The organism is Flavobacterium kayseriense, assembly GCF_014305095.1.
Lineage (GTDB): Bacteria > Bacteroidota > Bacteroidia > Flavobacteriales > Flavobacteriaceae > Flavobacterium > Flavobacterium kayseriense.
The window spans coordinates 772,318-798,698 of sequence record NZ_JACRUI010000001.1 but is presented as its reverse complement, the minus strand read 5'-3'; the positions used below and the strand labels follow the sequence as shown (position 1 = coordinate 798,698).

At 34.7% G+C, this 26,381-nt stretch carries 29 protein-coding genes; 15 read left to right on the top strand and 14 right to left on the bottom strand.

Annotation, left to right across the window (positions count from 1 at the left end):
• Positions 1–2: 2 nt before the first annotated feature.
• The 4 genes from H8R22_RS03400 (at position 3) to nadD (ending at position 2,527) form a co-directional block, all read left to right on the top strand.
• Entirely contained in the window at positions 3–863 is an 861-nt protein-coding gene (locus tag H8R22_RS03400; protein WP_187008932.1) for a YicC/YloC family endoribonuclease, read from the top strand.
• A gap of 42 nt (positions 864–905) precedes the next feature.
• Positions 906–1,478 carry a guanylate kinase gene (gmk, locus tag H8R22_RS03395; RefSeq protein ID WP_187008933.1) on the top strand — a complete coding sequence of 191 codons (573 nt, stop codon included), beginning with the start codon at positions 906–908 and terminating at the stop codon, positions 1,476–1,478.
• A 184-nt stretch (positions 1,479–1,662) separates the two neighbouring features.
• Positions 1,663–1,824: a four helix bundle protein gene (locus H8R22_RS03390; protein WP_317171730.1), complete on the top strand. Its 162-nt coding sequence runs from the start codon at positions 1,663–1,665 to the stop codon at positions 1,822–1,824.
• A 91-nt stretch (positions 1,825–1,915) separates the two neighbouring features.
• On the top strand, positions 1,916–2,527 hold the full coding sequence (gene nadD, locus H8R22_RS03385; protein ID WP_187008934.1) for a nicotinate (nicotinamide) nucleotide adenylyltransferase: 612 nt from the start codon (positions 1,916–1,918) through the stop codon (positions 2,525–2,527).
• 1 nt (position 2,528) lies between these two features.
• On the opposite strand, the gene H8R22_RS03380 is transcribed toward nadD, so the two are convergent.
• On the bottom strand, positions 2,529–3,425 hold the full coding sequence (locus H8R22_RS03380) for a LysR family transcriptional regulator (protein WP_187008935.1): 897 nt from the start codon (positions 3,423–3,425) through the stop codon (positions 2,529–2,531).
• Positions 3,426–3,511: 86 nt separating this feature from the next.
• Between H8R22_RS03380 and H8R22_RS03375 the strand changes: the two genes are divergently transcribed.
• The 5 genes from H8R22_RS03375 to H8R22_RS03355 all read left to right on the top strand — a co-directional run bounded on the left by H8R22_RS03375 (position 3,512) and on the right by H8R22_RS03355 (position 7,858).
• Complete coding sequence (locus H8R22_RS03375) at positions 3,512–4,282, top strand: type 1 glutamine amidotransferase domain-containing protein (protein WP_187008936.1); 771 nt, start codon at positions 3,512–3,514, stop codon at positions 4,280–4,282.
• 92 nt (positions 4,283–4,374) lie between these two features.
• Positions 4,375–5,532, top strand: coding sequence for an iron-containing alcohol dehydrogenase (locus tag H8R22_RS03370; protein ID WP_187008937.1), 1,158 nt, complete (start codon positions 4,375–4,377; stop codon positions 5,530–5,532).
• Between the two features lie 297 nt (positions 5,533–5,829).
• Positions 5,830–6,825, top strand: coding sequence for an NAD(P)H-dependent glycerol-3-phosphate dehydrogenase (locus H8R22_RS03365; protein ID WP_187008938.1), 996 nt, complete (start codon positions 5,830–5,832; stop codon positions 6,823–6,825).
• A gap of 40 nt (positions 6,826–6,865) precedes the next feature.
• The gene (locus H8R22_RS03360) at positions 6,866–7,618 is read left to right on the top strand and encodes a DUF6503 family protein (protein WP_222616883.1); all 753 of its coding nucleotides are present in this window, start codon (positions 6,866–6,868) and stop codon (positions 7,616–7,618) included.
• A 9-nt stretch (positions 7,619–7,627) separates the two neighbouring features.
• Complete coding sequence (locus H8R22_RS03355; RefSeq protein ID WP_187008939.1) at positions 7,628–7,858, top strand: hypothetical protein; 231 nt, start codon at positions 7,628–7,630, stop codon at positions 7,856–7,858.
• On the opposite strand, the gene H8R22_RS03350 is transcribed toward H8R22_RS03355, so the two are convergent.
• From H8R22_RS03350 to H8R22_RS03340, 3 genes are all read right to left on the bottom strand, one after another.
• Positions 7,859–8,266 carry a hypothetical protein gene (locus tag H8R22_RS03350; protein ID WP_187008940.1) on the bottom strand — a complete coding sequence of 136 codons (408 nt, stop codon included), beginning with the start codon at positions 8,264–8,266 and terminating at the stop codon, positions 7,859–7,861.
• A 147-nt stretch (positions 8,267–8,413) separates the two neighbouring features.
• Positions 8,414–9,433: a phenylalanine--tRNA ligase subunit alpha gene (gene pheS / locus H8R22_RS03345; RefSeq protein WP_187008941.1), complete on the bottom strand. Its 1,020-nt coding sequence runs from the start codon at positions 9,431–9,433 to the stop codon at positions 8,414–8,416.
• Between the two features lie 120 nt (positions 9,434–9,553).
• Complete coding sequence (locus H8R22_RS03340; protein WP_187008942.1) at positions 9,554–9,910, bottom strand: hypothetical protein; 357 nt, start codon at positions 9,908–9,910, stop codon at positions 9,554–9,556.
• Positions 9,911–10,044: 134 nt separating this feature from the next.
• Here H8R22_RS03340 and H8R22_RS03335 point away from each other — a divergent pair, with 134 nt between their 5' ends.
• The gene (locus H8R22_RS03335; RefSeq protein ID WP_187008943.1) at positions 10,045–10,581 is read left to right on the top strand and encodes a CvpA family protein; all 537 of its coding nucleotides are present in this window, start codon (positions 10,045–10,047) and stop codon (positions 10,579–10,581) included.
• 7 nt (positions 10,582–10,588) lie between these two features.
• Here H8R22_RS03335 and H8R22_RS03330 read toward each other — a convergent pair whose 3' ends face one another.
• The 9 genes from H8R22_RS03330 to H8R22_RS03290 form a co-directional block, all read right to left on the bottom strand.
• Entirely contained in the window at positions 10,589–11,332 is a 744-nt protein-coding gene (locus tag H8R22_RS03330; protein ID WP_187008944.1) for a tetratricopeptide repeat protein, read from the bottom strand.
• 31 nt (positions 11,333–11,363) lie between these two features.
• Positions 11,364–13,115 carry a BatD family protein gene (locus H8R22_RS03325; protein WP_187008945.1) on the bottom strand — a complete coding sequence of 584 codons (1,752 nt, stop codon included), beginning with the start codon at positions 13,113–13,115 and terminating at the stop codon, positions 11,364–11,366.
• Between the two features lie 79 nt (positions 13,116–13,194).
• Positions 13,195–13,959 carry a tetratricopeptide repeat protein gene (locus H8R22_RS03320; protein ID WP_187008946.1) on the bottom strand — a complete coding sequence of 255 codons (765 nt, stop codon included), beginning with the start codon at positions 13,957–13,959 and terminating at the stop codon, positions 13,195–13,197.
• A gap of 53 nt (positions 13,960–14,012) precedes the next feature.
• Entirely contained in the window at positions 14,013–15,047 is a 1,035-nt protein-coding gene (locus tag H8R22_RS03315; RefSeq protein ID WP_187008947.1) for a VWA domain-containing protein, read from the bottom strand.
• Positions 15,048–15,108: 61 nt separating this feature from the next.
• Positions 15,109–15,216, bottom strand: coding sequence for a GxxExxY protein (locus H8R22_RS03310; RefSeq protein WP_187008948.1), 108 nt, complete (start codon positions 15,214–15,216; stop codon positions 15,109–15,111).
• 34 nt (positions 15,217–15,250) lie between these two features.
• Positions 15,251–16,252: a vWA domain-containing protein gene (locus tag H8R22_RS03305; RefSeq protein WP_187008949.1), complete on the bottom strand. Its 1,002-nt coding sequence runs from the start codon at positions 16,250–16,252 to the stop codon at positions 15,251–15,253.
• Positions 16,252–17,883, bottom strand: coding sequence for a phenylalanine--tRNA ligase subunit alpha (locus tag H8R22_RS03300; RefSeq protein ID WP_187008950.1), 1,632 nt, complete (start codon positions 17,881–17,883; stop codon positions 16,252–16,254). The genes H8R22_RS03305 and H8R22_RS03300 overlap by 1 nt, the downstream gene beginning before the upstream one ends.
• A 55-nt stretch (positions 17,884–17,938) precedes the next feature.
• Positions 17,939–18,802: a DUF58 domain-containing protein gene (locus H8R22_RS03295; protein WP_187008951.1), complete on the bottom strand. Its 864-nt coding sequence runs from the start codon at positions 18,800–18,802 to the stop codon at positions 17,939–17,941.
• Positions 18,803–18,881: 79 nt separating this feature from the next.
• A complete protein-coding gene (locus H8R22_RS03290; protein ID WP_187008952.1) occupies positions 18,882–19,886 on the bottom strand; it encodes an AAA family ATPase in 1,005 nt (334 codons plus the stop codon).
• 212 nt (positions 19,887–20,098) lie between these two features.
• Between H8R22_RS03290 and H8R22_RS03285 the strand changes: the two genes are divergently transcribed.
• From H8R22_RS03285 to H8R22_RS03265, 5 genes are all read left to right on the top strand, one after another.
• A complete protein-coding gene (locus H8R22_RS03285) occupies positions 20,099–20,971 on the top strand; it encodes an aldo/keto reductase (RefSeq protein ID WP_187008953.1) in 873 nt (290 codons plus the stop codon).
• Positions 20,972–21,007: 36 nt separating this feature from the next.
• The gene (locus tag H8R22_RS03280; RefSeq protein WP_187008954.1) at positions 21,008–21,760 is read left to right on the top strand and encodes an SDR family NAD(P)-dependent oxidoreductase; all 753 of its coding nucleotides are present in this window, start codon (positions 21,008–21,010) and stop codon (positions 21,758–21,760) included.
• Positions 21,761–21,772: 12 nt separating this feature from the next.
• Positions 21,773–22,921 carry an ATP-binding protein gene (locus H8R22_RS03275; RefSeq protein WP_187008955.1) on the top strand — a complete coding sequence of 383 codons (1,149 nt, stop codon included), beginning with the start codon at positions 21,773–21,775 and terminating at the stop codon, positions 22,919–22,921.
• Between the two features lie 306 nt (positions 22,922–23,227).
• Positions 23,228–23,953 carry a metallophosphoesterase family protein gene (locus tag H8R22_RS03270; protein ID WP_187008956.1) on the top strand — a complete coding sequence of 242 codons (726 nt, stop codon included), beginning with the start codon at positions 23,228–23,230 and terminating at the stop codon, positions 23,951–23,953.
• 48 nt (positions 23,954–24,001) lie between these two features.
• Positions 24,002–24,499, top strand: a complete 498-nt coding sequence (locus H8R22_RS03265) for a DUF6646 family protein (RefSeq protein WP_187008957.1) — start codon at positions 24,002–24,004, stop codon at positions 24,497–24,499.
• 69 nt (positions 24,500–24,568) lie between these two features.
• Here the strand turns inward: H8R22_RS03265 and amaB are convergent, their stop codons facing one another.
• Positions 24,569–26,122: an L-piperidine-6-carboxylate dehydrogenase gene (gene amaB / locus H8R22_RS03260; RefSeq protein ID WP_187008958.1), complete on the bottom strand. Its 1,554-nt coding sequence runs from the start codon at positions 26,120–26,122 to the stop codon at positions 24,569–24,571.
• Between the last annotated feature and the right edge of the window lie 259 nt (positions 26,123–26,381).

The window sequence follows — 26,381 nt, the reverse complement described above, 5'->3', positions numbered from 1 at the left end:
ATATGATACAATCAATGACTGGTTTTGGTAAGGCCACTTTGCAATTACCAACCAAAAAAATAACAGTGGAAGTAAAATCTTTGAATAGTAAAGGTTTAGATCTAAATGTGAGAATGCCATCACTGTACCGCGAAATGGAATTGGGTTTGAGAACTCAAATAGCTTCTAAATTAGAAAGAGGAAAAGTAGACTTTTCTATTTATATCGAAAGCACTGCCGAACAAACATCGACTAAGGTGAATGCGCCAATCGTAAAAGCGTATATGAATCAGCTTAGAGAAATTTATAACGGAGGTGATGATACCGAATTAATGAAAATGGCCATTAGAATGCCAGATGCATTAAAAATCGAACGTGACGAAATTGATGAAAATGATTGGACCGAAATCCAAACCGTTATCGAAGAAGCTGTTCAAAACATGTTGGCTTTTAGAAGAGATGAGGGAATGTCACTTGAAAAAGAATTTCAGTTGCGTATTGGTAATATTCGTCAATATATGAATGATGCACTGGCACTTGATCCAGAGCGTGTGCAAGCGATCAAAGACCGATTACAAACTGCTATCGAAGAGTTAAAGGTAAATGTGGATGAAAATCGTTTTGAACAAGAATTGATCTACTATCTAGAAAAACTAGATATTACTGAAGAAAAAGTTCGTTTGACTAATCACCTAGATTATTTCTTGGAAACAATAAATGGAACAGAGGCAAATGGTAGAAAATTAGGTTTCATCACCCAAGAAATGGGAAGAGAAATAAACACCATGGGCTCTAAATCCAATCATGCTCAAATGCAGAAATTAGTCGTGATGATGAAAGACGAATTGGAAAAAATAAAAGAACAGGTTTTAAATGTACTGTAAGTGAATAACTTATAAGATATACTGGAATAAATTCAGCATAAAATGAAAAAAGGAAAATTGATCGTATTCTCGGCACCATCAGGATCTGGAAAAACAACCATAGTTAGGCATTTATTAAATCAACAAGATTTAAATCTTGAATTCTCAATATCAGCGGCAACGCGTGAAGCAAGAGGAGAAGAAGTAAGTGGAAAAGATTATTATTTTATGTCTTTAAAAGACTTTAAAGGTCATATCAAAAACGAAGATTTTGTTGAGTGGGAAGAGGTGTATCGTGATAATTTTTATGGTACGCTTAAAAGCGAAGTTGAACGTATTTGGGCATTGGGTAAAAATGTGATTTTTGACATTGACGTCGCAGGAGGATTACGAATCAAATCTAAATTTCCAGAAGAAACCTTAGCTGTTTTTGTAAAACCACCCAGTGTGGACGAACTTAAAAGACGCTTAAAAGAGCGCTCGACTGAAAGCGAGGACAAAATAAATATGCGAATTGCTAAAGCCTCTGTAGAATTAGCTACTGCTCCTCAATTTGATGTAATTATTAAAAATTACGATTTACCGGTCGCTCTTGAAGAAGCCTATCAGTTGGTAAAGGACTTTGTGAGTAAGTAAAACAGTGATTAGTAAAAAGTGACTAGTAATTAGCCTAAAAATGGGAGAAATAAAATCGTTAAAGATTTACTGATTTGGCAAAAGGGAATTAAAATTGTCTTTTTAGTTTATTAGCTAGTAAAGTTTTTTCCAAAAAGAAGAACTATATGCACTAAGCAGTCAATTAAAAAGAGCTTCAGTATTTATTCCGTCCAATAATGCTGAGGGTTATGGAAGAAATACAGAGAAATCATTTAGACATTTTTTAGACATTTTCAGAGGCTCATTATTCGAAATTGAAACTCAGTTACTTATTGCTAATGAACTTGGTTTTATTACAAATCACCTTTATTCAAAGAAGTCTTAGTACAAATTGAAGAAGAATCAAAGATGATTAATTCTTTTTCGAAAACGCTCAAAAACTAATTACTTTTTACTAATCACTAGTTACTAGAACAATGAAAATCGGACTCTACTTTGGAACATTTAATCCTGTACATGTTGGTCATTTGATCATTGCCAATCATATGGCTGAACATTCTGATTTAGATGAAGTATGGATGGTAGTAACTCCTCACAATCCTCATAAAAAGAAAAGCACCTTGCTTGATGACCATCATCGTTTGCAAATGGTGCACCTCGCCACCGAGGATTACCCTAAAATAAAACCATCAGACATTGAGTTTAAATTAACGCAACCTAATTATACCGTAAACACACTTGTTCATCTAGAAGAACGATTTCCTTCCCACACATTTTCCCTAATCATGGGAGAGGATAATTTAAGATCCTTACACAAGTGGAAAAACTACGAGGTATTGTTGCAAAATTATGACATCTACGTTTATCCTCGACTTGAGACCAAAGGACACATAGGCGAAGTAATTTCAGCGAAAGAGGAAAATCTAGAATTAAAAAACCATCCCCGAATTCACATTATTGATGCACCTGTCGTGGAAATATCTTCAACATTCATACGCAACAACATCAAAGAAGGTAAAAATATTCAACCGTTGTTACCCAATAAAGTTTGGGAGTATGTTGATCATAATTTATTTTACAAGAAATAAATTAACTAAAAACGGCTGTCAACTCTGCTTGGATTTCTGGAACAATCGTATTGAAATTAGTATTCTTGGCCGAAAGTAAATAGACAGTTGTCGTTGGCATATTCGAACTTTCCCATAGTAGTAGCAACTTATTTTCAGTAATAAATTTTTTGGCATTTAAATTCCAAGTTACAGCAATACCCGTATTTCTCGAAAGTACTTCTAGCATCTCATATTCTGATGGAATAATATAATTGGGTACCATAGATGGTCGTTTTTTATTAAATACATGCAACCAAAACAACTTAATATGAGGGATTCCTGAGTCATGGCTGAACCATTTTTGTTCGTTTAGCCAATTCTCAACAGCGTCGTAATTGTTGCTTTTAATGTGACGATGCACTTCAATAGGATCGATATTAGTAGAGCCTACTATTATTTGTTTCATCTCCCCAAGCTTTTTTTGAACAGTATCAAAGGTGTCGTATTTGGTTGTGATTATAGCAAAATCAATTTTTTTGGTGTCTACTAATTCAAATAAAACATCGTTTTCATGGAAGCTAAAATCAATGTAGTCAAACTTTGAGATCAATACGCTGCCTACACTTGTAAACAAATGTTTAGAAACCCCTACTGTTATTAATCGATTAGCATCCAAAGCTTTAGATCGAAAACCACTTTCTACATTTTCTAAACGATCAAGAGCCTCAATGATTAAATTATTGAGTAACTTAGCGTATTCTGTTGGTTCTACGCCTTTAGATTTCCTAATAAACAGCTTATAACCTACATGTGCCTCCAGCATTGACATTTGCTGACTGACTGCTGGTTGGCTTATAAAAAGCTCTTTCGCGGCCAAAGAAAAGTTACCATTTTTATAAACCGATTTAAACGTTCGATACCATTCTAAATTTACCATGATATAAATATATTTATCACAAACATAATTTAAATTATTTTTACTAATAACATAATAGCCGTAAATTTGTAAGATAAAATAACAAAATGAAAAAAGTCGCATTATTTGCAATAGTATTATTAACTGTGGGTAGCTTTTCGGCTTCAGCACAAAAATTAAAAAAAACTAAGATGAAAAAAGTATTATTCGTTCTAACAAGTCATTCAGAACTGGGGAACACAGGAGAAAAAACAGGGTTTTGGGTTGAAGAATTTGCAGCTCCATATTATGAATTAGCAGATAAAGGAGTGGAAATCGATATTGCAACTCCACTAGGAGGACAACCGCCAATCGATCCAAAAAGTGATGATCCATCTGCAGCGACGGAGGATACAAAACGTTTTGACAAAGACACCGAGCTTAAAACTAAATTAAGCAAAACACATAAATTAACTGACGTAAAAGAGTCGGATTATGACGCAGTATTCTATCCAGGAGGTCACGGACCATTATGGGATTTAGCGACAGATGAAAATTCTAGTGCTTTAATTACTTCTTTTTACACTAACAACAAACCTGTAGCTTTTGTATGTCACTCACCAGCAGTGTTGAAAAACGTAAAAGTAAACGGAGAATTTTTAGTAAAAGGAAAAAAAGTAACTGGTTTTTCTAATACAGAAGAAGCAGCGGTAGGATTAACTGATGTCGTTCCGTTTTTATTAGAAGATGCTTTACAGGCAAATGGAGCTAGCTACTCTAAAGTTTCAGACTGGAATCCATATGCAGTAGAAGATGGTTTATTGATTACTGGACAAAATCCAGCTTCATCTAAACTAGTGGCAGAAAAATTGTTAGGTCAGTTGAACGCTAAAAAATAATTAACAGATTTTATAGGCTCTTAATTTCAGCAATTTGGTAACAAGAATTGATTGTAATTAGAGCCTTTTAAAATAACAAAAAATAGAGCATTATGTTAAACTTCGAATTATACAATCCTACCAACTTAGTTTTTGGTAAAGGACAAATGGAAAAATTAGCCGATTTAGTTCCTAAAGGTGCAAAAATCTTATTAGCCTACGGTGGTGGTAGTATCTTTAAAAACGGAATTCACGAACAAGTGATCAATAACCTTAAAGGACACGAAATAGTAGAATTTTCAGGTATAGAGCCAAATCCGCATTTTGAAACTTTAATGAAAGCAGTTGCAATTGTTAAGGAACAAAAAATAGATTTTATCCTAGCAGTAGGTGGCGGATCTGTAATTGATGGTGTGAAATTTATTTCGGGTGCTGTCAACTATCAGGGAGATCCTATTGAAATTTTGCAAAAGCGAATTTTGATTAAAGAAAATGCGGTTCCTTTCGGAACTGTTTTAACCTTACCAGCTACAGGAAGCGAAATGAATTCTGGAGCAGTAGTTACCATCGAATCAACTAAAGAGAAATTAGCCTTTGGAGGTTCAGCATTGTTTCCGAAGTTTTCAATCACAGATCCGACAGTAATTCAATCTTTACCAAAAAGACAATTACAAAATGGTGTTGTTGATGCTTACACTCATGTAATGGAGCAGTACTTAACTTATCCGCACGAAGGACATTTACAAGATCGTATTGCAGAAGGGATTTTACATACTTTGATTGAAGTAGGTCCAAAAGTAGTAGAAGACCCTGCTAATTATGAATTAGCATCTAATTTTATGTGGTCTTGCACAATGGCACTTAATGGATTAATCCAAAAAGGAGTTCCTAGCGACTGGGCAACGCATATGATCGGACATGAGTTAACTGCAATGTACGGAATTGATCATGCTCGAACTTTAGCAATCATTGGGCCAAGCTTGTACAAAGTTATGTTTGAAACTAAAAAAGCAAAACTAGCACAATACGGAAAACGAATCTTTAATCTAGAGGGAACAGAAGAGGAAGTAGCTAATGAGGCCATCAATAAAACGGTTGAATTCTTCCATACTATGGGAATGGATACGAAGCTTTCTGATTATACAAAAGAGTACAACAATACAGCTGAGTTTATCGTAAAACGTTTTGAAGAAAGGGGTTGGAAAGGACTTGGAGAGAAACAAAATGTTACTCTAGAAAAAGTAAAAGAGATCGTAGAAATGAGCTACTAAGCAGATTTTATTTTACAAATGATAAAACAAAAAGGCGTTCTTGAATTGATTTCTTGGACGCCTTTTTTCATGATAAAAAAACAAAATTAACTAATTCAACTTTCATTAATTTCATAAAAAGATAATTTATAGTAAGTTAGAACGTTAAAAATTTATTTATATTGTGTCTTTTTACAAAAAAAATATAATTAGGAGCTGAAAACTTAGATTTCCTAATAAAGACAAGGCATACCAATAATTCTTTTTCTTGTTTAATTAATACATTTTTAAGTACTTTTGAATAAACTTAATATAAAAATGACTGAAAATATAAAATTCGCAGTGATTGGCGGCGGGAGTTGGGCAACAGCTATTACTAAAATGTTGTGCGTAAATCTTTCTGAAGTTTCGTGGTATATGCGTAATGACTCTGCTATTGAGCATATCAAAACACATAAACACAACCCTAATTACCTTAGCTCAGTAGAATTTGATACCAACAAATTACTATTAACTTCTGATATTAATGAAGCAGTAGCTTATGCTGATTATATCATTTTTGCAATTCCATCTGCATTCTTAAGCAATGAATTATCAAAACTCACCGTTTCCCTACAAGATAAAGTTATTTTCTCGGCTATAAAAGGGATTGTTCCTGAGACGAGCTTAATTGTTGGTGAACATTTTCATTTTCAATATGATATTCCGTATTATAACATTGGAGTTATCACAGGTCCGTGTCACGCAGAGGAAGTTGCTCTTGAGCGACTGTCCTACTTAACAATAGCTTGTGGTGATGCTAATAAAGCAAAAGTTGTAGCTGAACACCTATCTGGAAATTACATAAAAACTAAAATCACAGATGATATCATAGGTACGGAATATGCAGCTATGCTAAAAAATATTTATGCAATAGCAGCAGGGATTGCTCATGGCTTAGGTTATGGCGATAATTTTCAGTCTGTTTTGATGAGTAACGGTATCAGAGAGATGAAAAAATTCATCAAAAAAGTACATAAGATGAAACGTAATATTAATGACTCCGCTTACTTAGGAGATTTATTAGTTACGGGATATTCTGTCTTTTCTAGAAACAGAATGTTTGGAAATATGATTGGTAAAGGGTACACAGTAAAAAGCGCCATGATGGAAATGAGTATGGTATCTGAGGGATATTACGCCACTAAAAGTGCCTATAAACTCAACCAAGGTTACGGAGCAAAAACTCCAATTATCGATGCTGTATACGAAATTCTTTATGAAGGCAAAGACGCCAAAACTATCTTTAAGAAACTAACAGACCAACTAGACTAATTGCAGCTAGTATAATGATTGTTAACTAAATAAAAAAAACATGTCACCACTAAAAGCTTCAGCACACAAAAGATTTACCGTAAAATTATTATTGCTCTGTTTATTTATGTGCAGTCTGCAAGCATTTGCTCAAGAACTATCTGGACAAGAACTTTTAAAGAAAACAATTGCCTATCATGATCCATCAAACAAATGGAGTGATTTCAAAGGCCACTTGGTAGTAGAAATGACGACTCCAGATGGCAACCAACGCCTTAGTGACATTATTATCAATCTACCGGACCAATATTTTAAACTAACGTCGTCAAGAAATAATACTGCAATCTCACACATTGTCTCTAAGGACAGTTCTAGCTTTAGTTTGAATGACCAAACAACATTCACTGAAGAAGAAGCTAAGAAATACAGTTTGACTGATACTAGAGCTAAATTCATGAAAAACTATTATACCTACTTGTATGGCTTACCTATGAAATTAAGTGATGATGGGACAATTGTAAATCCAGTTGTAGAGCGAAAAGAATTTATGGGAAAAGAGTACTTGGTTTTACAAGTAAAATATGAAGAAGGAGTAGGGAAAGATGTATGGTACTTTTACTTTGACCCACAAACCTATGCCATGGAAATTTACCAATTTTACCATGATGTAGCGAAAAATGATGGTGAGTACATCCTTTTGAGTGAAGAAGAAACGTTCTCTGGAATAAAATTCCCTAAAAACAGAGCTTGGTACCAAAACGCGGATAAAAAATTCCTAGCAACAGATAAATTGACTACCATTACTGAGTTATAATGAACCTAAATGCAAACCATTATGACTGATAGATGGAAATATCAAATTAAAACTGGAGGACTGTGGGGATTTGCAACTGCAACGATACTTTCAATTTTTAATTTAACGGATGCGAGTTTTGAAGAAGAATTTTTGTCTAAAAAATATCTTATCAAACTGGTTTTTTTTCTGCTAATTGGCATTTTTATGGTTGGTTATTTCAGCTGGAAGAAAAAGCTGAAAGAAGCAAATAAAGTATAGTTATCGCACTATAACGCCCTCAACAAATAGTATTGGAACCTCTTCAGTATCGTTTTCGTTGATGCTATTGGCTTTAAAAATAAACTTTTTGTCGTACAGTTTATTTCCCATAAAAAAGGAAACCATAAACTCGTTGTTGAGTGCAAGAACACTTTTTTCAATCATCTCAATTTTAACTACAGAAACAGAAGGCACTTCGACAAAGGCATGGCGCAGAAGTGACGTTTTTTTCATTTCACCATCGATGGTACCAAATGCTTTGGAAACAATTAATACGTTTTCGATTAAAAAATCACTATCGTTTACTAGATAAGCATACCACACTTTTTCCATAAAATCATCGCTCCACTCTTGAACAGCGGCAACAAATACATTTTCTACTTCGGGAATGATAATGTCTTTTCTCATTTTAAATTACTATTTGTGCAAACAGGTAGCGCGTTATTACGATACTTGTATAGCCCAGATGGAAACGGCATCCTATTGCCCCGGGGTTCGGGGCAATAGATAGAGTGTACAGCTGGACGAGCTCCTAAAGAAACTACTACTTAATTGCTAGATTATTGATTTGAATTGCTCTAGGAAACGAACGTCGTTTTCATAAAACATACGGATATCACCGATTTGATACAATAGCATCGCGATGCGTTCTACTCCCATTCCAAAGGCGAAACCGTTATACTCGTCAGGGTTGATACCACAGTTTTTTAGAACGTTCGGGTCTACCATTCCGCAACCACCAATTTCTAACCAACCGGTTCCTTTTGTGATTCGGTAATCGGTTTCGGTTTTTAAACCCCAATAGATATCGATCTCAGCACTAGGCTCTGTAAATGGGAAATAAGACGGACGCAAACGGATTTTTGACTTGCCAAACATCTCTTTTGTAAAGTACAATAGCGTTTGTTTTAAGTCAGCAAACGAAACATCTTTATCAACGTACAATCCCTCAACTTGGTGAAAGATACAGTGTGAACGGGATGACACGGCCTCATTACGAAAAACTCTTCCTGGGGAAATCGTTCTAATTGGTGGTTTGTTATTTTCCATGTAACGAACTTGCACAGATGATGTGTGGGTACGCAACAAAATATCTGGATTGGTTTGAATGAAAAAGGTATCCTGCATGTCACGCGCCGGATGGTATTCTGGCAGGTTTAATGCAGTGAAATTATGCCAATCGTCTTCGATTTCTGGTCCTTCTGACACATTGAAACCAATGGTTGAAAAGATATCGATAATTTGATTTTTTACAATCGAAATAGGGTGTCGTGAACCAATTAATACCGGCTCAGCAGAACGCGTTAAGTCACCGTAAATTCCTTTGCTTTCTACTTTACTTTCGAGCGCTTCTTGAATGGCTTTCACTTTATCCTCAGCAGATGATTTTAGTAAATTAACTACCTGTCCGAATTCCTTTTTTTGATCGTTAGGAACATTTTTAAATTCGGCAAAAACCGCTTTTAAAAGTCCTTTACTCCCTAGAAACTTGATTCTGAAGGCTTCTAATTCGGCCGGATCCTGAGTTGAAAAAGCTTGTGCTTCACCAATATATTCTTTTATCTTATCTATCATTTTCATCCAATAATTGAGTGTGCAAAATTACAAAATTTGTTTTAGGTTTAAAGTTTAAATTCAAAGTTTAGTGGGTAAAATGAAAAAACTCCAATTACTTCTTGCCTCGCGTAGCAAACACTACGCTATAAGTTCTCTCTCGATGAAGTAATTGACAATGGCTTCCTTCATTAAAACCGATTGCTCTCCTGCCTTAAGCGGTGGTAACTCTTCCTTTACTTTGTAATGAGGCCAACGCTCATCATCGTAAAAATCGAATTCGTAAAACCCATAAGGCTCCAATAATCGACAAATCGCGATGTGCATCAGATTTAGTTTTTCATCTTTTTTAAACTCACGATGAATTTGACCTAATTCCTGGACTCCTATTAAATATATTATAGCATCTAAATCTAAATCTTCTCCTTGTGAGAATTGATCTGAAAGTAGGTTAACGAGCTTTTCCCATCGCTCTTTTAGTTGTGTATCTCTTGACATTTGTAATTATTGTGAATGAGGCTTTAGGTTTTGTCCTTGCTCTGTGTAAAATTAATTTTTTGCAAAGATAAGCAGTACATTTTTGACTTTGGGATATTCTTTTATCTTTGTTCTTTTGTATTTACCAATTACTTATGGGCTTTTTAGATATTGTTTTAGGAGTATTGCTAGCATATTCATTGTACAAAGGCATTGTTAACGGACTTTTTGTAGAAATTGCTTCCTTGATTTCTTTGATTTTAGGGATTTACTTTGCTATAAAATTTTCGTTTTTAATGAGAGATGCTTTAGGTGGTTTTTTGCACTGGAAACCCAATACCATCCAAACTATTGCTTTTATTCTTACTTTTATTCTAGTAGTAATTGGGGTAACCTTTTTAGCCAAAATACTAACAGGAGTAGCTGATCTCGCTTTTTTAGGGTGGATTAATAAATTGGGAGGTGGCTTTTTTAGAGTATTAAAGACTGTTTTACTACTAGGGATCGTATTTACTGTTTTTGAGAAAGTAAATTACAACAATTATATAGCAAAAAAAGAAACGTTAGACGCCTCGTTGTTCTACAACCCTATCCACAAAACAGCTCAGTTTTTCTATCCATCATTAGAAAAATGGTACGGTGAATTTAAAACCAAAACTAGTAACACTACGGAAGAGGAAAAAGCGAAATAAGAAATAGTTATTTTACTTCGCGTATCGCTTCACTATCTATCCAACCCATGGTTCCATCTGTTAGCTGTACCTTTTTCCAACGGCCTTCTACTTTTTTGACATAGACTTTTGTACCTTCATGGAGATCAATCACTTTGTTACCTTTGTTTCGTGGCTCACTTTTGACTTCAGTCCTATCTGCAAAAACAATTGCTGGGCGTTCGTTTACAGCATAATTCTTTTCGAACATTGCAGCTGAAACGCTGATTAATACAAAAACCAGCATCAAAAACATACTAACAAAAAACACTCTTTTAAGTACGGATGCTGCTGAAAAATAATATCCTATAAAACCTAACAAAAACAAAACTGAAAATGTAATAGCTAACCAAGCCCATTTATCATAGTTGTAAATGGCTGTAAAGTCTCGTAGTAATTTTTCAAATCCCACTTTAGGAATCACTTTTACCTCATCGACCGTACGTTTTTGAGCAAATTTTAAATTATTAATTACATCTGTATTATTGGGACTTAATATCAAGGCTTTTTCATAATTGTAAATCGCCGGCGCTACCTTATTCAATTTGTAATAACAATTTGCTATATTGTAATACAACTCAGCCGATTGCATTTTACTTCCTAAAACAGTGTTGTAAGCATCAATAGCTTGCTCGTACTGCCCTTTTTTGTACAAAGCATTTCCTGTTTCAAAACCACTCTGGGCAAAAAACACTTGGGTTATTAATAAAAATAAGTATACTAGTTTTTTCATTTTCTAATTATCAATTGCGAATCAGCAAGAATCAATTATTTATCTGTTTTTCAAGGTCTGAAATTATCGATACAGCCTTGTCATAATCGTTTTGAATTGTGGCGTTAGACGCAGGTGCATACCTAGCAATCTCGCAATTCTCAGTCAATGCAATAAAATCATTTACTACTTCGACATTCGCCTCTTTAGACAACAGTATCTCCTTAATATTTGCCTTACTCATTTCTGAGGTTTCGATATTAAGTTTGGCCTTTAAGAAATTGTGCATCGCTTTTTCAAGCGCAATATAAAATAGCTCCTTGTTGTTAAATTGTTTCTTGGCTTGCGACAAGTATTTTTTAGCTAATCTATTATTTCTCCTTATTCTGTTTCCTACAATATCTCCATCCATTGCTTCTTTTTTAACCCTTACCAAAATAATTATTGGCACTAGCAAAAACGGTAATAATAATAAGATATAAAATAATCTTGAACCAAGAAAATCGTTTGTAGCTGAAGGCTGTAAATCAGTTTTAAACTTAATCGACTTGAATTGTTCACTAGCCACAATTTTATTTTTGCCCGCAGCTCCTGTCCCTACAGAATCAACTGGAGTAGGTCCTTCGAGCATATTTACTATGATTTGCGGTGAGCTAATTGTTTTGTACTTACCACTAGCAGGGTCAAAATAAGAAAACTGAATTGGTTTAATTGGATAATTCCCACGGTACTGAGGAATTATGGTATAGCTATCACTAATTTTTCCCGACATTCCTGCAAGCGAAGTACTAACATCTTCATTATGAACTGGGTCATACATTTCTAGCGCATTGGGAACTATTGGCTTTGGTAAGGAAAATAGTTTCATATTCCCTTTTCCTACCACGCTAACCACTAAGTCAAGACTTTCCCCATTCTTTAAATTATTTTTTGACGGAGCTACTTTAAAATCAAAAGTACCCACGGCACCCGAAAAATTATCTGGTTTTCCTGCCTCTGGCAACGCTTTTACCGTGATCGTTTTTGCACCTGCCGAAACGCGCTTACTTTCTTCAGTTATTAATTGTCGCCCAAAAACATCTCTACGATTGGATGGTAATTGAACATCAATATCTAAAGCTAGCGGTTCAATGCTGAGTTTTCCTGATTTTTGCGGGTATAAAACGACTTTTTTAAGCACAATATAGCGGTATCTTTCTCCTTTAAAAGTTCCTTCTTCAAGCGCTAATTGTTTGATCTCTATGTTCTGACTCCAAAAATCGTTATACTTTGGTTTTCCAAATTCTCTAAAATTACCTATACCTATGTTATTACTAAAATACAATTTGTATACCACCGTAATTGGCTCATTTACATAAGGATTGGTCTTAGAAACTTCGGCTATTAGATGTAAATTATCATCGGCTGAAATACTAGCATCACTCGGATCCTTTGGTTGCTGTATAGCGTTTGTTACGGTAATTTTTACCGGATTTGTTTTAAAAACCTGACCGTTGTATTCAATAGTAGCCGACTTGATCGTCAGGTTTCCTTTTTGATTTGGAACTAGATAATACGAGTAGATTTTCTCGAAAGAGCTTCTACCATTCACCCAGGACTGACTTACCTGCTGGCTTGGTCCTGCTATTACATTGAATCCATCGAATGAAGGCTCATTGAAATTATCGCCATCTATATTCATCGCAAAATCAACACGGAGTCTTTCGTTAAGGCCAAGTGTCGTTTTACTTACTTTTGTCTCAAATTGAACTTGAGCTAAAAGTCCTTGAAAACTTAGTAGTACTAAAAATAAATATCTCTTCATTGCTTTATTCAATCCCTGTATATATTACGGATGCGTTAACTATTTTAAGTTCTATTCAAACTCTCATTTAGGTTATGGGTTACCAATCTTTTTCGGTCTTGGTTGACTGTCCTTTAACTTTCTTAGCATTTACTTTATCTTGCACTTTTTTCTCTTCATTATTTACAGCATCAAGAAGATTTTTTAATCGATCTTTAGAAATACCTCCAGGTTTGGGTTGGGGATTTTTATCCTCTTTATTCTTGCCCTCTTTATCTTTGTCTTGATCTCCTTTTTTATCCTTTTCGTCCTTTTTGTCTTTATCTTGATCTTTCTTATCTTGGTCTTTTTTGTCCTGATCCTTCTTGTCTTTGTCTTTATCCTTGTCGTTTTTATCCTTATCCTTGTTGTCTTTCGGCGGATTCTCTTTTAGCATTTTCTTTGCTAATGCAAAATTATACCTTGTTTCCTCGTCAGACGGACCATTGCGTAAGGCGTTTTTATACGCTTCAACGGCATCAGTATAATTTTTCTCTTTCATGAAAACATTACCTAGATTATGAAAGGCTTTGTGCTTTTGTACTCTAGATTTTGCGTTCTTCAATGCTTTGGCGTAAGCATACTTAGCTTCTGAAGCTTGATTTTGCTTGTATATTGCGTTTCCTAAATTAAAAGGCGCTACGGATCTATTAGGGAACTTTGAGTTCGAAATTCGGTATTCAGCCTCTGCATCCGCAAAATTTTTGGCTACATATTGTTCATTTGCTGCAGGCAAACTTTTATCTTTTTCTTGCGCCAATACCCCTGTGACACCACAGAAGAAAAGTGCAAAAAAAGCAAATAAGTATGTTTTAAAATTTTTCATTTTCATTTTATTATCTTACTCCATTTCAGGGATTTCCCGAAAGGATTTGACATTTATTTTTCGTCGTTAAATAAATTTAACTTTTTAACCCATTTTGTCTTTTTCTCTAGAAAGAAAAGATCCAAGAACAACAACACAAAACCAAAACCTATAAACCACTGAAATTGCGATTGAAAATCGGCCATTTGTGTTGATTCAAATTCGGTTTTCTGAATAGTGTCCAAGGTGTTTTTAATATATTCTATTACTTCCTTAGTATTGTTTCCACTCACATAACCACCCTTTGTAACTTTGGCGATTAATTCTAAACCTGGTTTGTTTAATTTAGTTACCACTACCTCATCGTTTTGATCTCTTTGATAGCTTTGCACTACACCATTAACTTTTAAAGGGATTGTACCTCCTTTTTCAGTTCCAACACCAACAGTTACAATTCGCATGCCTAACTTGCTAGCTTCCTCTGCAGCTGCTTGTGCTCCTTCTGAATGATCTTCTCCATCAGAAATTAAAATCAAGAGTTTGCTAGTTTTACTTTTATCGTCAAAATAAGTAGCTGACAATTTTATAGCTTCGTCAAGTGAAGTTCCTCTAGAAGAAACAATATCCGTATTCATACCTTGCAAGAACATCTTGGCTACACTATAATCGCTTGTAATTGGTAAAACAGGAAAGGCATTTCCTGCATAAGCGACTATTCCTATTCTGTCGTTTCCTAGTTGGTTGATGATTTGAGATACGATTTGCTTACTCTTATCCAAACGATTGGGCGCAACATCTTCGGCTAACATACTTTTAGAAACGTCCATTGCAAATACAATATCAATTCCTTCCCGCTTTACAGTTTCCATCTTAGTACCAATCTTTGGATTGACTAAACCAATAATTAAAGCAGCCAAAGCCAATAAAAGAACTACGATTTTGAAAACTGGTTTAAAAACTGACCGATCAGGACTCAATCTCTGTATTGCTTCTAAATCACCAAACTCGCGTTGCTTTTTTCGCTTCCAATACATATTGAAAAGAAATAATGCTACGATGAGTGGTAGTAAAAAAAGTAAGTATAAATATTTTATTTCGTCTAATTCCATATTCTTTTTTAAACACTAAGGGCACTAAGGTTTAGCACTAAGCACACTAAATTATTTTACGTCATAGAGAGTAATTTAGTACTCTCTTCACTCCATTTTTAAATAAACCAACATTGCAATTAATTAACAATCCTAATTTACATTTTGATAATCTTAAATAAGTCAACACTTGCCAATTCGTTTGAAATCTTTGTGTTTAGCTACTAAATAAAACTCTTATAAACTGTATTTCTTAATCCTATTTCGACCAATAACAAAAGACCTGCAATCCATACAAATGCTCTGTACTTTTCATCATAATCATAGAATTTTAGCTCTTCAATTTCGGTTGTTTCTAATTTATTAATTTCGCCATATATCTCGGCCAACTTATCGTTACTAGTTGCTCTAAAATATTTTCCATCTGTTTTTCGAGCAATATTTTTCATCAATTGTTCGTCAATTTCTACTTTCATCATTTGAAAAAGTAATTGACCATTAGCTCCTAATGCATAAGGTGATTCGGCCATTCCATTACTTCCTAAACCTATTGTATATACTTTTATACCATATTGCTTGGCGATATCTGCAGCTGTTTCTGGCTCAATAAAACCAGCGTTATTTACTCCATCTGTTAACAAAATGACGATCTTACTCTTCGCTTTACTATCCTTTAATCGGTTCACAGCAGTCGCTAAACCCATTCCTATACCCGTACCATCTTGTAAAACATTATCGTATTTGATACTCTTTATTGCTTCACCGACAATGGCTTTATCACTTGTAACTGGAGTTTTAGTATAGGCTTCAGAAGCATAAACAACAAGTCCAATTCTGTCGTTTGGTCTTTCTTGAACAAAGTCAGCTGCTACTCTTTTTAGTGCCTCCATTCGATTAGGTTTCAAATCCTTAGCAAGCATACTTCCTGAAACGTCTACCGCCATTACAATATCGATTCCTTTTGTAGTTTTCGTTCTGTTGCTAATATCAACGGTTCTAGGTCTAGCCAAAGCAATGATTAACGAGCTTAAAGCAAGTAATCGCAGCACACTTAAATAAGGTTTGAACCTTACTAATAATGAACTATTCCCTTCAAAACCTTTGATAGAACTAACTTTTAAAGTAGCTACCTGCTGGTTTCTTTTATAAAAAAGCCAAATAACAGCCAATGGAATCAAAAGAAATAACCAGAAAAACTCAGGATTTAAAAATGTTAATTTTCCCATTATTTACTTGCTATTTTTAATTCGACAGAACTTAAAACACGTTCTGCAATTTTATCTGCGTAGGTATCTCCTTGCTCGTGGAAAATTAGAATTTGTTGCAAGCCACCGTTCTGACTAAACAATACAATTTCATAATATAAATCCTCTCTACTATTGGTGTTTTCGTTCACTCTCGAGAACGTACCATAGGATTTAAGTCCACTGATGCCCTCAGCTGTTTGAAAATCATCCTGTTTTACAATCATATTTTTTGCACCTTGCGATTCTAAGGTTTGCAACGTAACCTCCATCGATTTTTTTAAATCAATTTGCGACTCTTGTTTGTAGTTTACAGTAGAAACCATTAGGTAGAAATTATCCACAAAGCTTCCGTAAACGAACGACTGCATATCCTTTATAAGCGCCAATCCTTCTTTAGGTAGTGACTTAGTCAAATCTATTCGCTTAAGTACCTTAGGTGTTTCGATTAGAACACTAGGATTCCCATACTCACTTTTTACCCATTCGGATTCCAATAATTCCTTAGTAGGATGACCAATAACATTATCCTTTACATAGGCAAAACCTTTAGTCGCAATAAAGTAAGCAGTAATCAACGTAAGTAAAACTAATACTGATGTGACACTCAAAACGATTCGCTTATTTCGTTTTTTCTTTAATTGAATTTGCACTTGTTTTTGTCGCTGTGCTTCATTCAATAGTGTGTCCTCTTCCTCAGGCACCTCAACAGGAATAGCGTTATCTAAGGTTAAAATTGCCTTTTGAATTTTGTTTCTATCTTCTGTAATTTCGAAATCCAGCGGTTTTGATTTGGCAAATTTTACTAAATCGGCTTGTTTCAAAACACGTTCTAAATTCTCGATTGTTTCTTGCGAAACACTCATTTTCTTTTTTAATGAGGCTGCTCTTAAGGCTACTATCAATTCTGAGGTAGTGCTTTCCATGGCAGGGATCTCAATTGCTTCTTCAATATAATTACGAGCAATATCAGTCAACTCACTATAATATTCTTTTACTTCTCCTTTTTGCCACAAGCCTTTCTGTTCAAGAGTATTAAGCAAGGTAGTTGCTTTTTCTATTGGTGTTTTATAGATTTCTGCTTCTATTTTTTTCTTTTGGTACTTTTTGATGTACCAATAAATAGCGGCTCCAACACCTATAATTATAGCGAGTATTAAAAGGTATTTCCACCAATCGCCTATTTCGCTTTTAGCAGGTTGAATATCCTTGATATCATACATTTTTTGCTTTAGAGTATCTACTGGAACATTGGCTACTTCTACAGCGATAGAATCCGTCATGTAGGATTTACTATTGATTAAGATTTTTATACTAGGAATAGTATATTTCCCAGAATCAAACTGAGTTAGTCCATACTTTTTGATTAGCTCATAACGATCATTATTTTTAACCGTATCAACGGGATAAGATTGAATAACTTCAAGCGCACCGATGTTTTTTAAATTAGGAAAAACAACTTTAGACAAGGTGTCTACTGATGTTTTAACAGTTAATTTAAACTCCGCTCCTATTTTATTTCTGGTAGTATCTATACTTGTGACTACTCGTTTTTGTTGCGCAAAAACGGTAGAACAAAGCAGAATTATAAGTAGGTATGTATTTCTTTTCATGTTGTTTGAAACATTTGTTTTCAACACCTCAATCGCGAGGATTTGGGAAAATGCTTTATCTCGATTTAAAATAACCTAATAACTTGGTTACATAACTTTCGTCAACTCTCGTGTTAACAACTCCTGAACCTGATTTGCTAAAAGTTTCCTTGAAGTAATTAAGTTGTTCGTTGTAATGTTTTTCATAATTAAATCGTACTGCTTTCGAGCTTGTATCTACTATTTGCATCACACCTGTTTCTGCGTCCAGCATAGGCACCATTCCTAAGTTTGGCATACTCTGCTCTCTAATATCGTAAACTCTGATTCCTGTAATATCATGTTTTTTTGCAGCAATTTTCAGCGTTTGGTCGTAACCGTCTGACATGAAATCAGATATTACAAATACGATTGCTTTCTTTTTTTGCGTACTAGATAAAAACTTCAATGCTTGTGCAATATCTGTTTTATTACTCTGCGGATGAAATTCGATCAATTCTCTAATAATGCGTAGAACATGCGAACGCCCTTTTTTAGGAGGAATATAAAGTTCAATTTGGTCCGAAAACAAAATCAATCCTATCTTGTCATTGTTTTGTGTTGCCGAAAAAGCCATTGTTGCTGCAATTTCAGTAACAATATCTTTTTTGAATTGATTTTTAGATCCAAAACTTTCAGATCCAGAAATATCAACCATCAACATCATAGTTAATTCACGCTCCTCTTCAAAAACCTTGACATGCGCCTCGTTGTAACGTGCTGTTACATTCCAGTCTATATTTCGAATATCATCTCCATATTGATACTGACGCACTTCACTGAATGTCATACCGCGCCCCTTGAATGAAGTATGGTATTCGCCCGAAAAGATGTGATCACTCAACCTTCGGGTTTTAATTTCTATTTTACGTACTTTTTTTAAAAGGTCTTTTGTATCCATTTTTTTAGTAATTAGCTATTAGTGAACAGTGAATAGTAGCCTACATTGGCTTCTGACTATTCACTAGTTACTATTCACTCTATGGAACTTCTACTTCGTTTACGATTTTATTAATAATATCTACTGAGGTGATATTTTCAGCTTCTGCTTCATAGGTAATACCTATTCTGTGACGCAATACATCGTGTACAACGGCACGTACGTCTTCAGGTATTACGTACCCACGGCGCTTGATAAAAGCATAGCATTTAGCTGCAACTGCAAGGTTGATACTTCCACGAGGAGAAGAACCAAAACTAATTAATGGCTTTAACTCGGCAAGTTTGTATTTCTCTGGGTAACGCGTTGCAAATACAATATCTAAAATATATTTTTCTATTTTTTCATCCATATACACTTCACGAACCGCTTCTTGTGCACGTAAAATTTGCTCTACAGAAACAACTTGATTGACTTTCTCATAGCTACCTTTTAGATTCTGACGGATAACCAATCGCTCTTCATCCATTTTAGGGTAATCAATAACTGTTTTCAACATAAAACGGTCAACTTGTGCCTCAGGAAGTTGGTAAGTACCTTCTTGCTCCACCGGGTTTTGAGTTGCTAAAACCAAGAAAGGTCTTTCTAGTTTGAAAGTAGTATCACCAATGGTTACTTGCTTTTCTTGCATCGCTTCTAACAAAGCAGACTGTACCTTTGCTGGTGCACGGTTAATCTCATCTGCTAGAACGAAATTTGCAAAAATGGGTCCTTTTTTAATAGAAAACTCATTTGCTTTGATATTATAAATCATCGTACCTACAACATCCGCAGGTAATAAATCTGGTGTAAATTGAATACGACTAAAAGAGCCATGAATTGCTTGCGACAAGGTGTTTATTGCTAAAGTCTTCGCTAATCCAGGTACACCTTCTAATAAAATGTGCCCTTGTCCTAGTAATCCAATCAACAATCGTTCAACCATGTGCTTTTGACCCACAATCACCTTGTTCATTTCCATTGAAAGAAGGTCTATAAATGCACTCTCTCTCTCTATCTTTTCATTGATTGCTCTAATGTCTAAAGTCGATGTATTCTCTTCCATATTATTATTTTTAAAACCTTGAAATTAATGCCTTGTTTTTGAGAGTGCAAATTGAATTTTTTTTTAGAGGTAAGATGTTAAAAAATGGTTAAAACTTCCGCCAACCTCTTAATTTTAAGGACGAATTATGATACAATTTTTATATTTTTAAGAACTTTGAGAAATATACCTTGAAATCCTTGTTTTAGTGATTTCTTTTAAAAATAAAAGCCATGAATAAAACAACATTATCACCTACTATTGCTGGTACCATGAACTGGGGTGTTTGGGATAAAAACCTGACAATAAATGAAATGGAAAGCATGATTCAAATATGCCTTGAAAACAAAATTACCACTTTCGATCATGCCGATATTTACGGATCGTACACAACCGAAAATGACTTTGGAAAAGCATTTGCTGCAAGCCAAATTGCGCGAGAAAAAATGCAGTTGATATCTAAATGTGGAATTCAAATGATTGCCGGTAACCGAAGCAATACTATCAAACATTACGATTATTCAAAAGCACATATTATCGCCTCGGTAGAGCGTTCCTTAAAAAACTTACAAACTGATTATCTAGATGTTTTTTTACTGCACAGACCAAGTCCATTGATGCAAGCCGATGAAATTGCAGAAGCTATTTCCATATTAAAATCTGAAGGTAAAATTATAGACTTTGGACTGTCTAATTTTACGAGTTCGCAAACAGAGTTAATTCGTCAAAAAACGGAGGTAAATTATAATCAAATTCAGTTTTCAGCGACTAATTATGAGCCTATGTTGGATGGTAGCTTGGATTACATGCAACTTCACCAGATACAACCTATGTCATGGAATCCTTTGGGATCCATTTTTAGAGAAGATAATGCGCAAACGCACCGTCTTAAAAAACTTTTAGCAACGTTAGTGTCTAAGTATGAATTAGGATCTGACACTTTATTACTATCTTGGGTACTTAGACATCCGGCAAAAATAATACCCATTGCCGGCACGGTAAACGTAGCCCGTATACAATCCTTACATAAAGCAATTGCTTTAGAATTAGATAAGGAAGATTGGTTCGCAATTTGGTCTGAAAGCATGGGTAAAGATGTTCCCTAAATACATATTAAAACAAAAACAACATACAAACGTAAAATGAATAAAACAGCCTTAATTACTGGAGCTACAAGCGGGATTGGTAAAGCAACAGCACAAATACTAGCAAAAAATAACTATCGAATCATTTTGTGCGGTCGAAGAGAAGATCGCTTACAAGAACTTAAAAAAGAATTAGAAGCATTTACCGATGTGCATTGCTTGTCATTTGACGTACGAGATAAGAATCTTGTATTTGAAGCTATTAACAGCTTGCCTCATGATTTTTCTACTATTGATGTCTTAATTAATAACGCAGGTAATGCTCATGGATTAGATCCAATTCAAACTGGAGATATTGATGATTGGGATGCGATGATCGATATTAACGTCAAAGGACTTTTGTACGTATCTAAAGCTATTATTCCGCAAATGATCGAAAGAAAATCAGGTCACATCATCAACATTGGTTCTACTGCTGCAAAAGAAGTATATCCAAATGGGAATGTGTATTGTGCTTCAAAACATGCCGTAGATGCTTTGAATCAAGGAATGCGAATTGATTTGAATCCTTTTGGTATTCGCGTAGGCGCGATCCACCCCGGTATGGTTGAAACCGAATTTAGCGAAATACGTTTTAAAGGCGATACCAACCGAGCAGAAAATGTGTACAAAGGGTTTACTCCTCTTCAAGCAGAAGATATTGCAGATATTATTCATTTTGTAGTCTCAAGACCTTATCATGTTAATATTGCTGATTTGATCGTTATGAGTACCGCTCAAGCCTCATCAACGATTGTAAAAAGAGATTAAAAAAGAAATTCAATGATCAACAAACGACTTTTAATCAAGAACTTACTTGCGCATAACGATGAGACTAGTTTTTATGACAAAAAGCGACAGTTGAATTTACATACTAGAGAGGGTAAGGCCAAATTTTTGAAACACATTTGTGCCTTATCCAATTCTAATCCTGCTAATAATTCCTATATCGTAGTGGGTGTAGAAGATCAAGATAATGAGATAATTGGCGATGATTTTTTTGATGATAGTAGAATACAAAATTTAGTAAATGCCTACCTAGAAAATCCACCAAAAATACAATATGAAAATGTACCTTTTCCCAATTTACCAAAAGATAAGGTAGTAGGTTTAGTGACTATCAAACCTAAAAACAAACCATCTTATTTTAGAAAAGGTATTCACAAAATTACAGCCAACAGTACATTTATAAGACGTGGAAGCACTACGACACCAACTCTTGAACCTATCAAAAAAAATTACACGAATACCGAAACGGTAATTGATATTGAGAATAATTCTAGAAATAACATCCAATACACCCTTGATGGTGTTTTTGATTTCATCAACTTCAGACACAAAGATATCTTTCCTAAATACAAAGTATTTAAAGAGTTATTTATCATTTGCTGGGCTGGAATACCAAAAAAAAATCGTGACAAAACCTTCCTCTCCAGAGTCGATATAGAATTAATCAATGAACAAATCAAGTTATTTTATTCTGCTCAAGATGTTGTAACTATAAATTACGATGACAAAAGTTTCACCATTGTCGAATATATTCCGTTAGGTTTAAATGATAAAACAAGTTATTATCCTTTGGAGAAAAAAACAATTTATTTTTATGAAAATGGTTATTACAAAATAGAGAGCGAAATGCTTTTTCAGCCGCCAGAATATAACAAGAAACTTCTTCATCATATTTACAACGCTAATCTAGCTTTGTTAAATAGACTCAATAAAAAGATCGTTTTGGATGATAGAGAACTACGAGATCTTGAAAACTTACCATCAGCATTGATGATTTGCTATTTAAATGGATTTACTGAAGCTAAAGAAAAACTCATCGATGCTAAGGAAGATTTAAAAGCCTATCCTTCAATCTATTTGTCCTTCAAGGAAGCGATGAGAGTAGTACGAAAAATGAAGTACGATACTAAAGGTGAAGATTAAAAAAAGACAAAACATCATTCAACAAATTTAATATCGTTCTGACAATCAATATCGATAAAGTAATAAGTGTGTTCATCTTAAATAAATTTAAATGTTTTTGTAAAGTTAATAAAAATAATTAACATGAAACAATCACCAAATTTAGTGATATTTTAGTAGCCCTAAATTTGCTCCATTCATCAGTTTTATTTTGAAAAAAAAATAAAAAAGCCATAAAATTACCGCTTCCTAACTCTTTTGTTTATTTTTATATTTTTCAAAACAACAAACGGGTTATTTTTATAATCCTGATTGACCAAACAAAAAATGAGAACATTAGTTATAGGTGATATTCACGGAGGCTTGCGTGCCCTTCACCAAATTATCGAAAGAGCCCATGTAACCCCACAAGATACTTTAATTTTTTTAGGAGACTATGTTGATGGCTGGAGTCAATCACCGCAAGTATTAGACTATTTGATTGAGTTAAGCACAACAAACAGCTGTGTTTTTATAAGAGGAAATCACGACGAGCTCTTATTGCATTGGCTTACCGAAAGTAAAGACAATCTTTTATGGTATAATCATGGAGGTGAAGCGACTGTTACGGCTTACACCAAAGTAGATGGTGCTACTAAAAAAAGTCATATTAAATTCTTGAAAGAACTAAGTGACTATCACCTTGACGAAAAAAACCGCCTGTTTGTTCATGCAGGATTTACTAATATGAATGGTGTAAAATATGAATTTTATCCAAAATTATTTTATTGGGATCGAACACTGTGGGAAACTGCTTTATCGTTAGACCCAAGTATTAAACCCAATGACTTGTTATACCCAAAAAGACTTACCTTGTATGACGAAATCTATATAGGACATACTCCAGTAACAAGAATTGGGATAACTACACCAGTTCAAAGAGCATGTATTTGGAATGTCGACACGGGAGCAGCCTTTAAAGGACCATTAACTATTATGGATATCGACACCAAGGAGTTTTGGCAAAGCGAGCCTCTACACCAACTGTATTTTGAAGAAAAAGGACGAAATTAGATTATAAAGAACTATTTTTACATCTTATTAATTTAAAATAAAAGAGTGATGAAAAAACTCATAACGGCACTAGCTTTTATAACAGTATTTATAATGCAGGGCCAAGCGTTTAAAGGGAACGGTGATTTTAAAGGACAAATAGGAACTAATTTACAAGATGGAGGAACAGGGATTTACCTTAGTACTGATTTTGGCGTAGGGGAAAACATATCGTTAGGATTAACTGGTAACTATTTACTTTCTGTTCGCGCTAATGTTTTGGGTGAAATTCCAGAATTTAAAGACCGTATTGATCTTAAAGCACGTTTTAATGCTAATCTAGGTAACGTATTTAATATGGGATCAAAGATGGATTTGTATCCAGGAATTGATTTGGGTTTGAAAAATTTTGGTGGCCACGTAGGATTTCGTTATTTCTTCACAGACGGTTTTGGTGTTTTCAGCGAAGCAGGATTCCCTATTGCAAAATATGATAATACCACCAGCGGTTTTGACCACTTAAACAATCAGTTTACATTAAATATTGGTGCCTCTTTTAATTTATAGAGTCGTTCAAAAACATAAAAAAAGGCAATTTGAAAAATCAAATTGCCTTTTTTTATGTTTACAATTGAACTACAAATCGAACTTTATCCCTTGTGCTAGCGGTAAACTCGTTGTGTAATTAATTGTATTGGTCTGGCGTCTCATATATACCTTCCAGGCATCAGATCCTGATTCTCTTCCTCCACCAGTTTCTTTTTCTCCACCAAAAGCACCACCTATTTCTGCTCCCGAAGTTCCAATATTCACATTTGCAATTCCGCAATCAGATCCAACTACAGATAAAAACAATTCGGCTTCACGCAAATTATTAGTCATAATAGCCGATGATAAACCTTGTGCTACTCCATTTTGAATTGCCAATGCATCCTCTACAGTACCGGAGTATTTAAGCAAGTACAATACAGGGGCAAAAGTTTCGTGCTGTACAATCTCAAAAGAATTATCTGCCTCAGCAATTGCGGGTTTCACATAACAACCACTTTCATATCCTTCGCCAGTAAGAACTCCACCTTCAACTAATATATTTCCACCTTCGGCAACTACTTTTGCCAAAGCATGATTGTACATTTGAACGGCATGTGTATCAATTACTGGACCTACGTGATTGTTTTCGTCTAATGGATTCCCTATACGCAACTGACCGTAAGCCGAAACCAGTGCTTCTCTCACTTTATCATAAATACTTTCGTGAATGATTAAACGACGTGTAGAAGTACAACGTTGACCAGCAGTACCAACCGCTCCAAAAACAGCTCCTATTACGGTCATCTTGATATCTGCATCTGGTGTTACTATGATAGCATTGTTACCACCAAGCTCTAATAACGATCTCCCTAAACGACCTGCAACAGTTTGCGCTACAATTTTACCCATGCGAGTAGAACCTGTAGCTGAAATTAATGGCACACGTTTATCACTTGTCATCATCTCACCAACTTTATAATCTCCATTTATTAAACAAGAAATTCCTTCTGGTAAATTATTTTCCTTGATAACTTCTGCAATAATATTTTGACAAGCTATACCACAAAGTGGGGTTTTCTCTGATGGTTTCCAAACGCAAACATCGCCACAAATCCATGCCAAGGCTGTGTTCCAAGCCCAAACGGCAACTGGAAAGTTAAACGCCGAAATAATTCCAACTACTCCCATTGGATGGTATTGCTCATACATACGATGTCCTGGACGTTCTGAGTGCATGGTTAAGCCGTGCAACTGACGAGAAAGTCCTACTGCAAAGTCACAAATATCAATCATCTCTTGTACTTCGCCATAACCTTCTTGCAGTGATTTACCCATTTCATACGAAACCAGTTTCCCTAAAGCTTCCTTATTTTTACGCAATTTCTCACCAAACTGACGTACAATTTCTCCACGTTGCGGTGCTGGCATGGTTCTAAAAGTTTTGAAAGCAGCTGTTGCTGATTCCATTACTTTTTCATAATCAGCAGCAGTGGTTGTTTTAACTTTTGCTATCAATTGACCATCTACAGGTGAATAACTTTCGAGAATTTCTCCGTCTGAAAAGTGATTAAGTCCTGTCGAAGTTCCTTCATTTACGTCCTTTATACCCAATTGAGCTAAAGCTTCTTTCATACCGAATTGATTTGCTATTGTTATCATTGTAACTTTTTTGGTTAAAATTGTTGTATTTATACACAAATATAGTGTTTCAAGTTGAATAGTAAGAATCTAGCAGTGAAATACACCCTATGATGAAACTAAAATAATTAAGTTTCTACTATCCTATTTTGATCAAAATTTGACTTAAAATATGATTTAGACTATCGCTTCATTGACCAGTACAATCCTAGCCCCGATGGAAGTGGCATCCTATTCCTGATTTCTTTAAGAAGGAATAGATACAACGAACAGCGGGAAT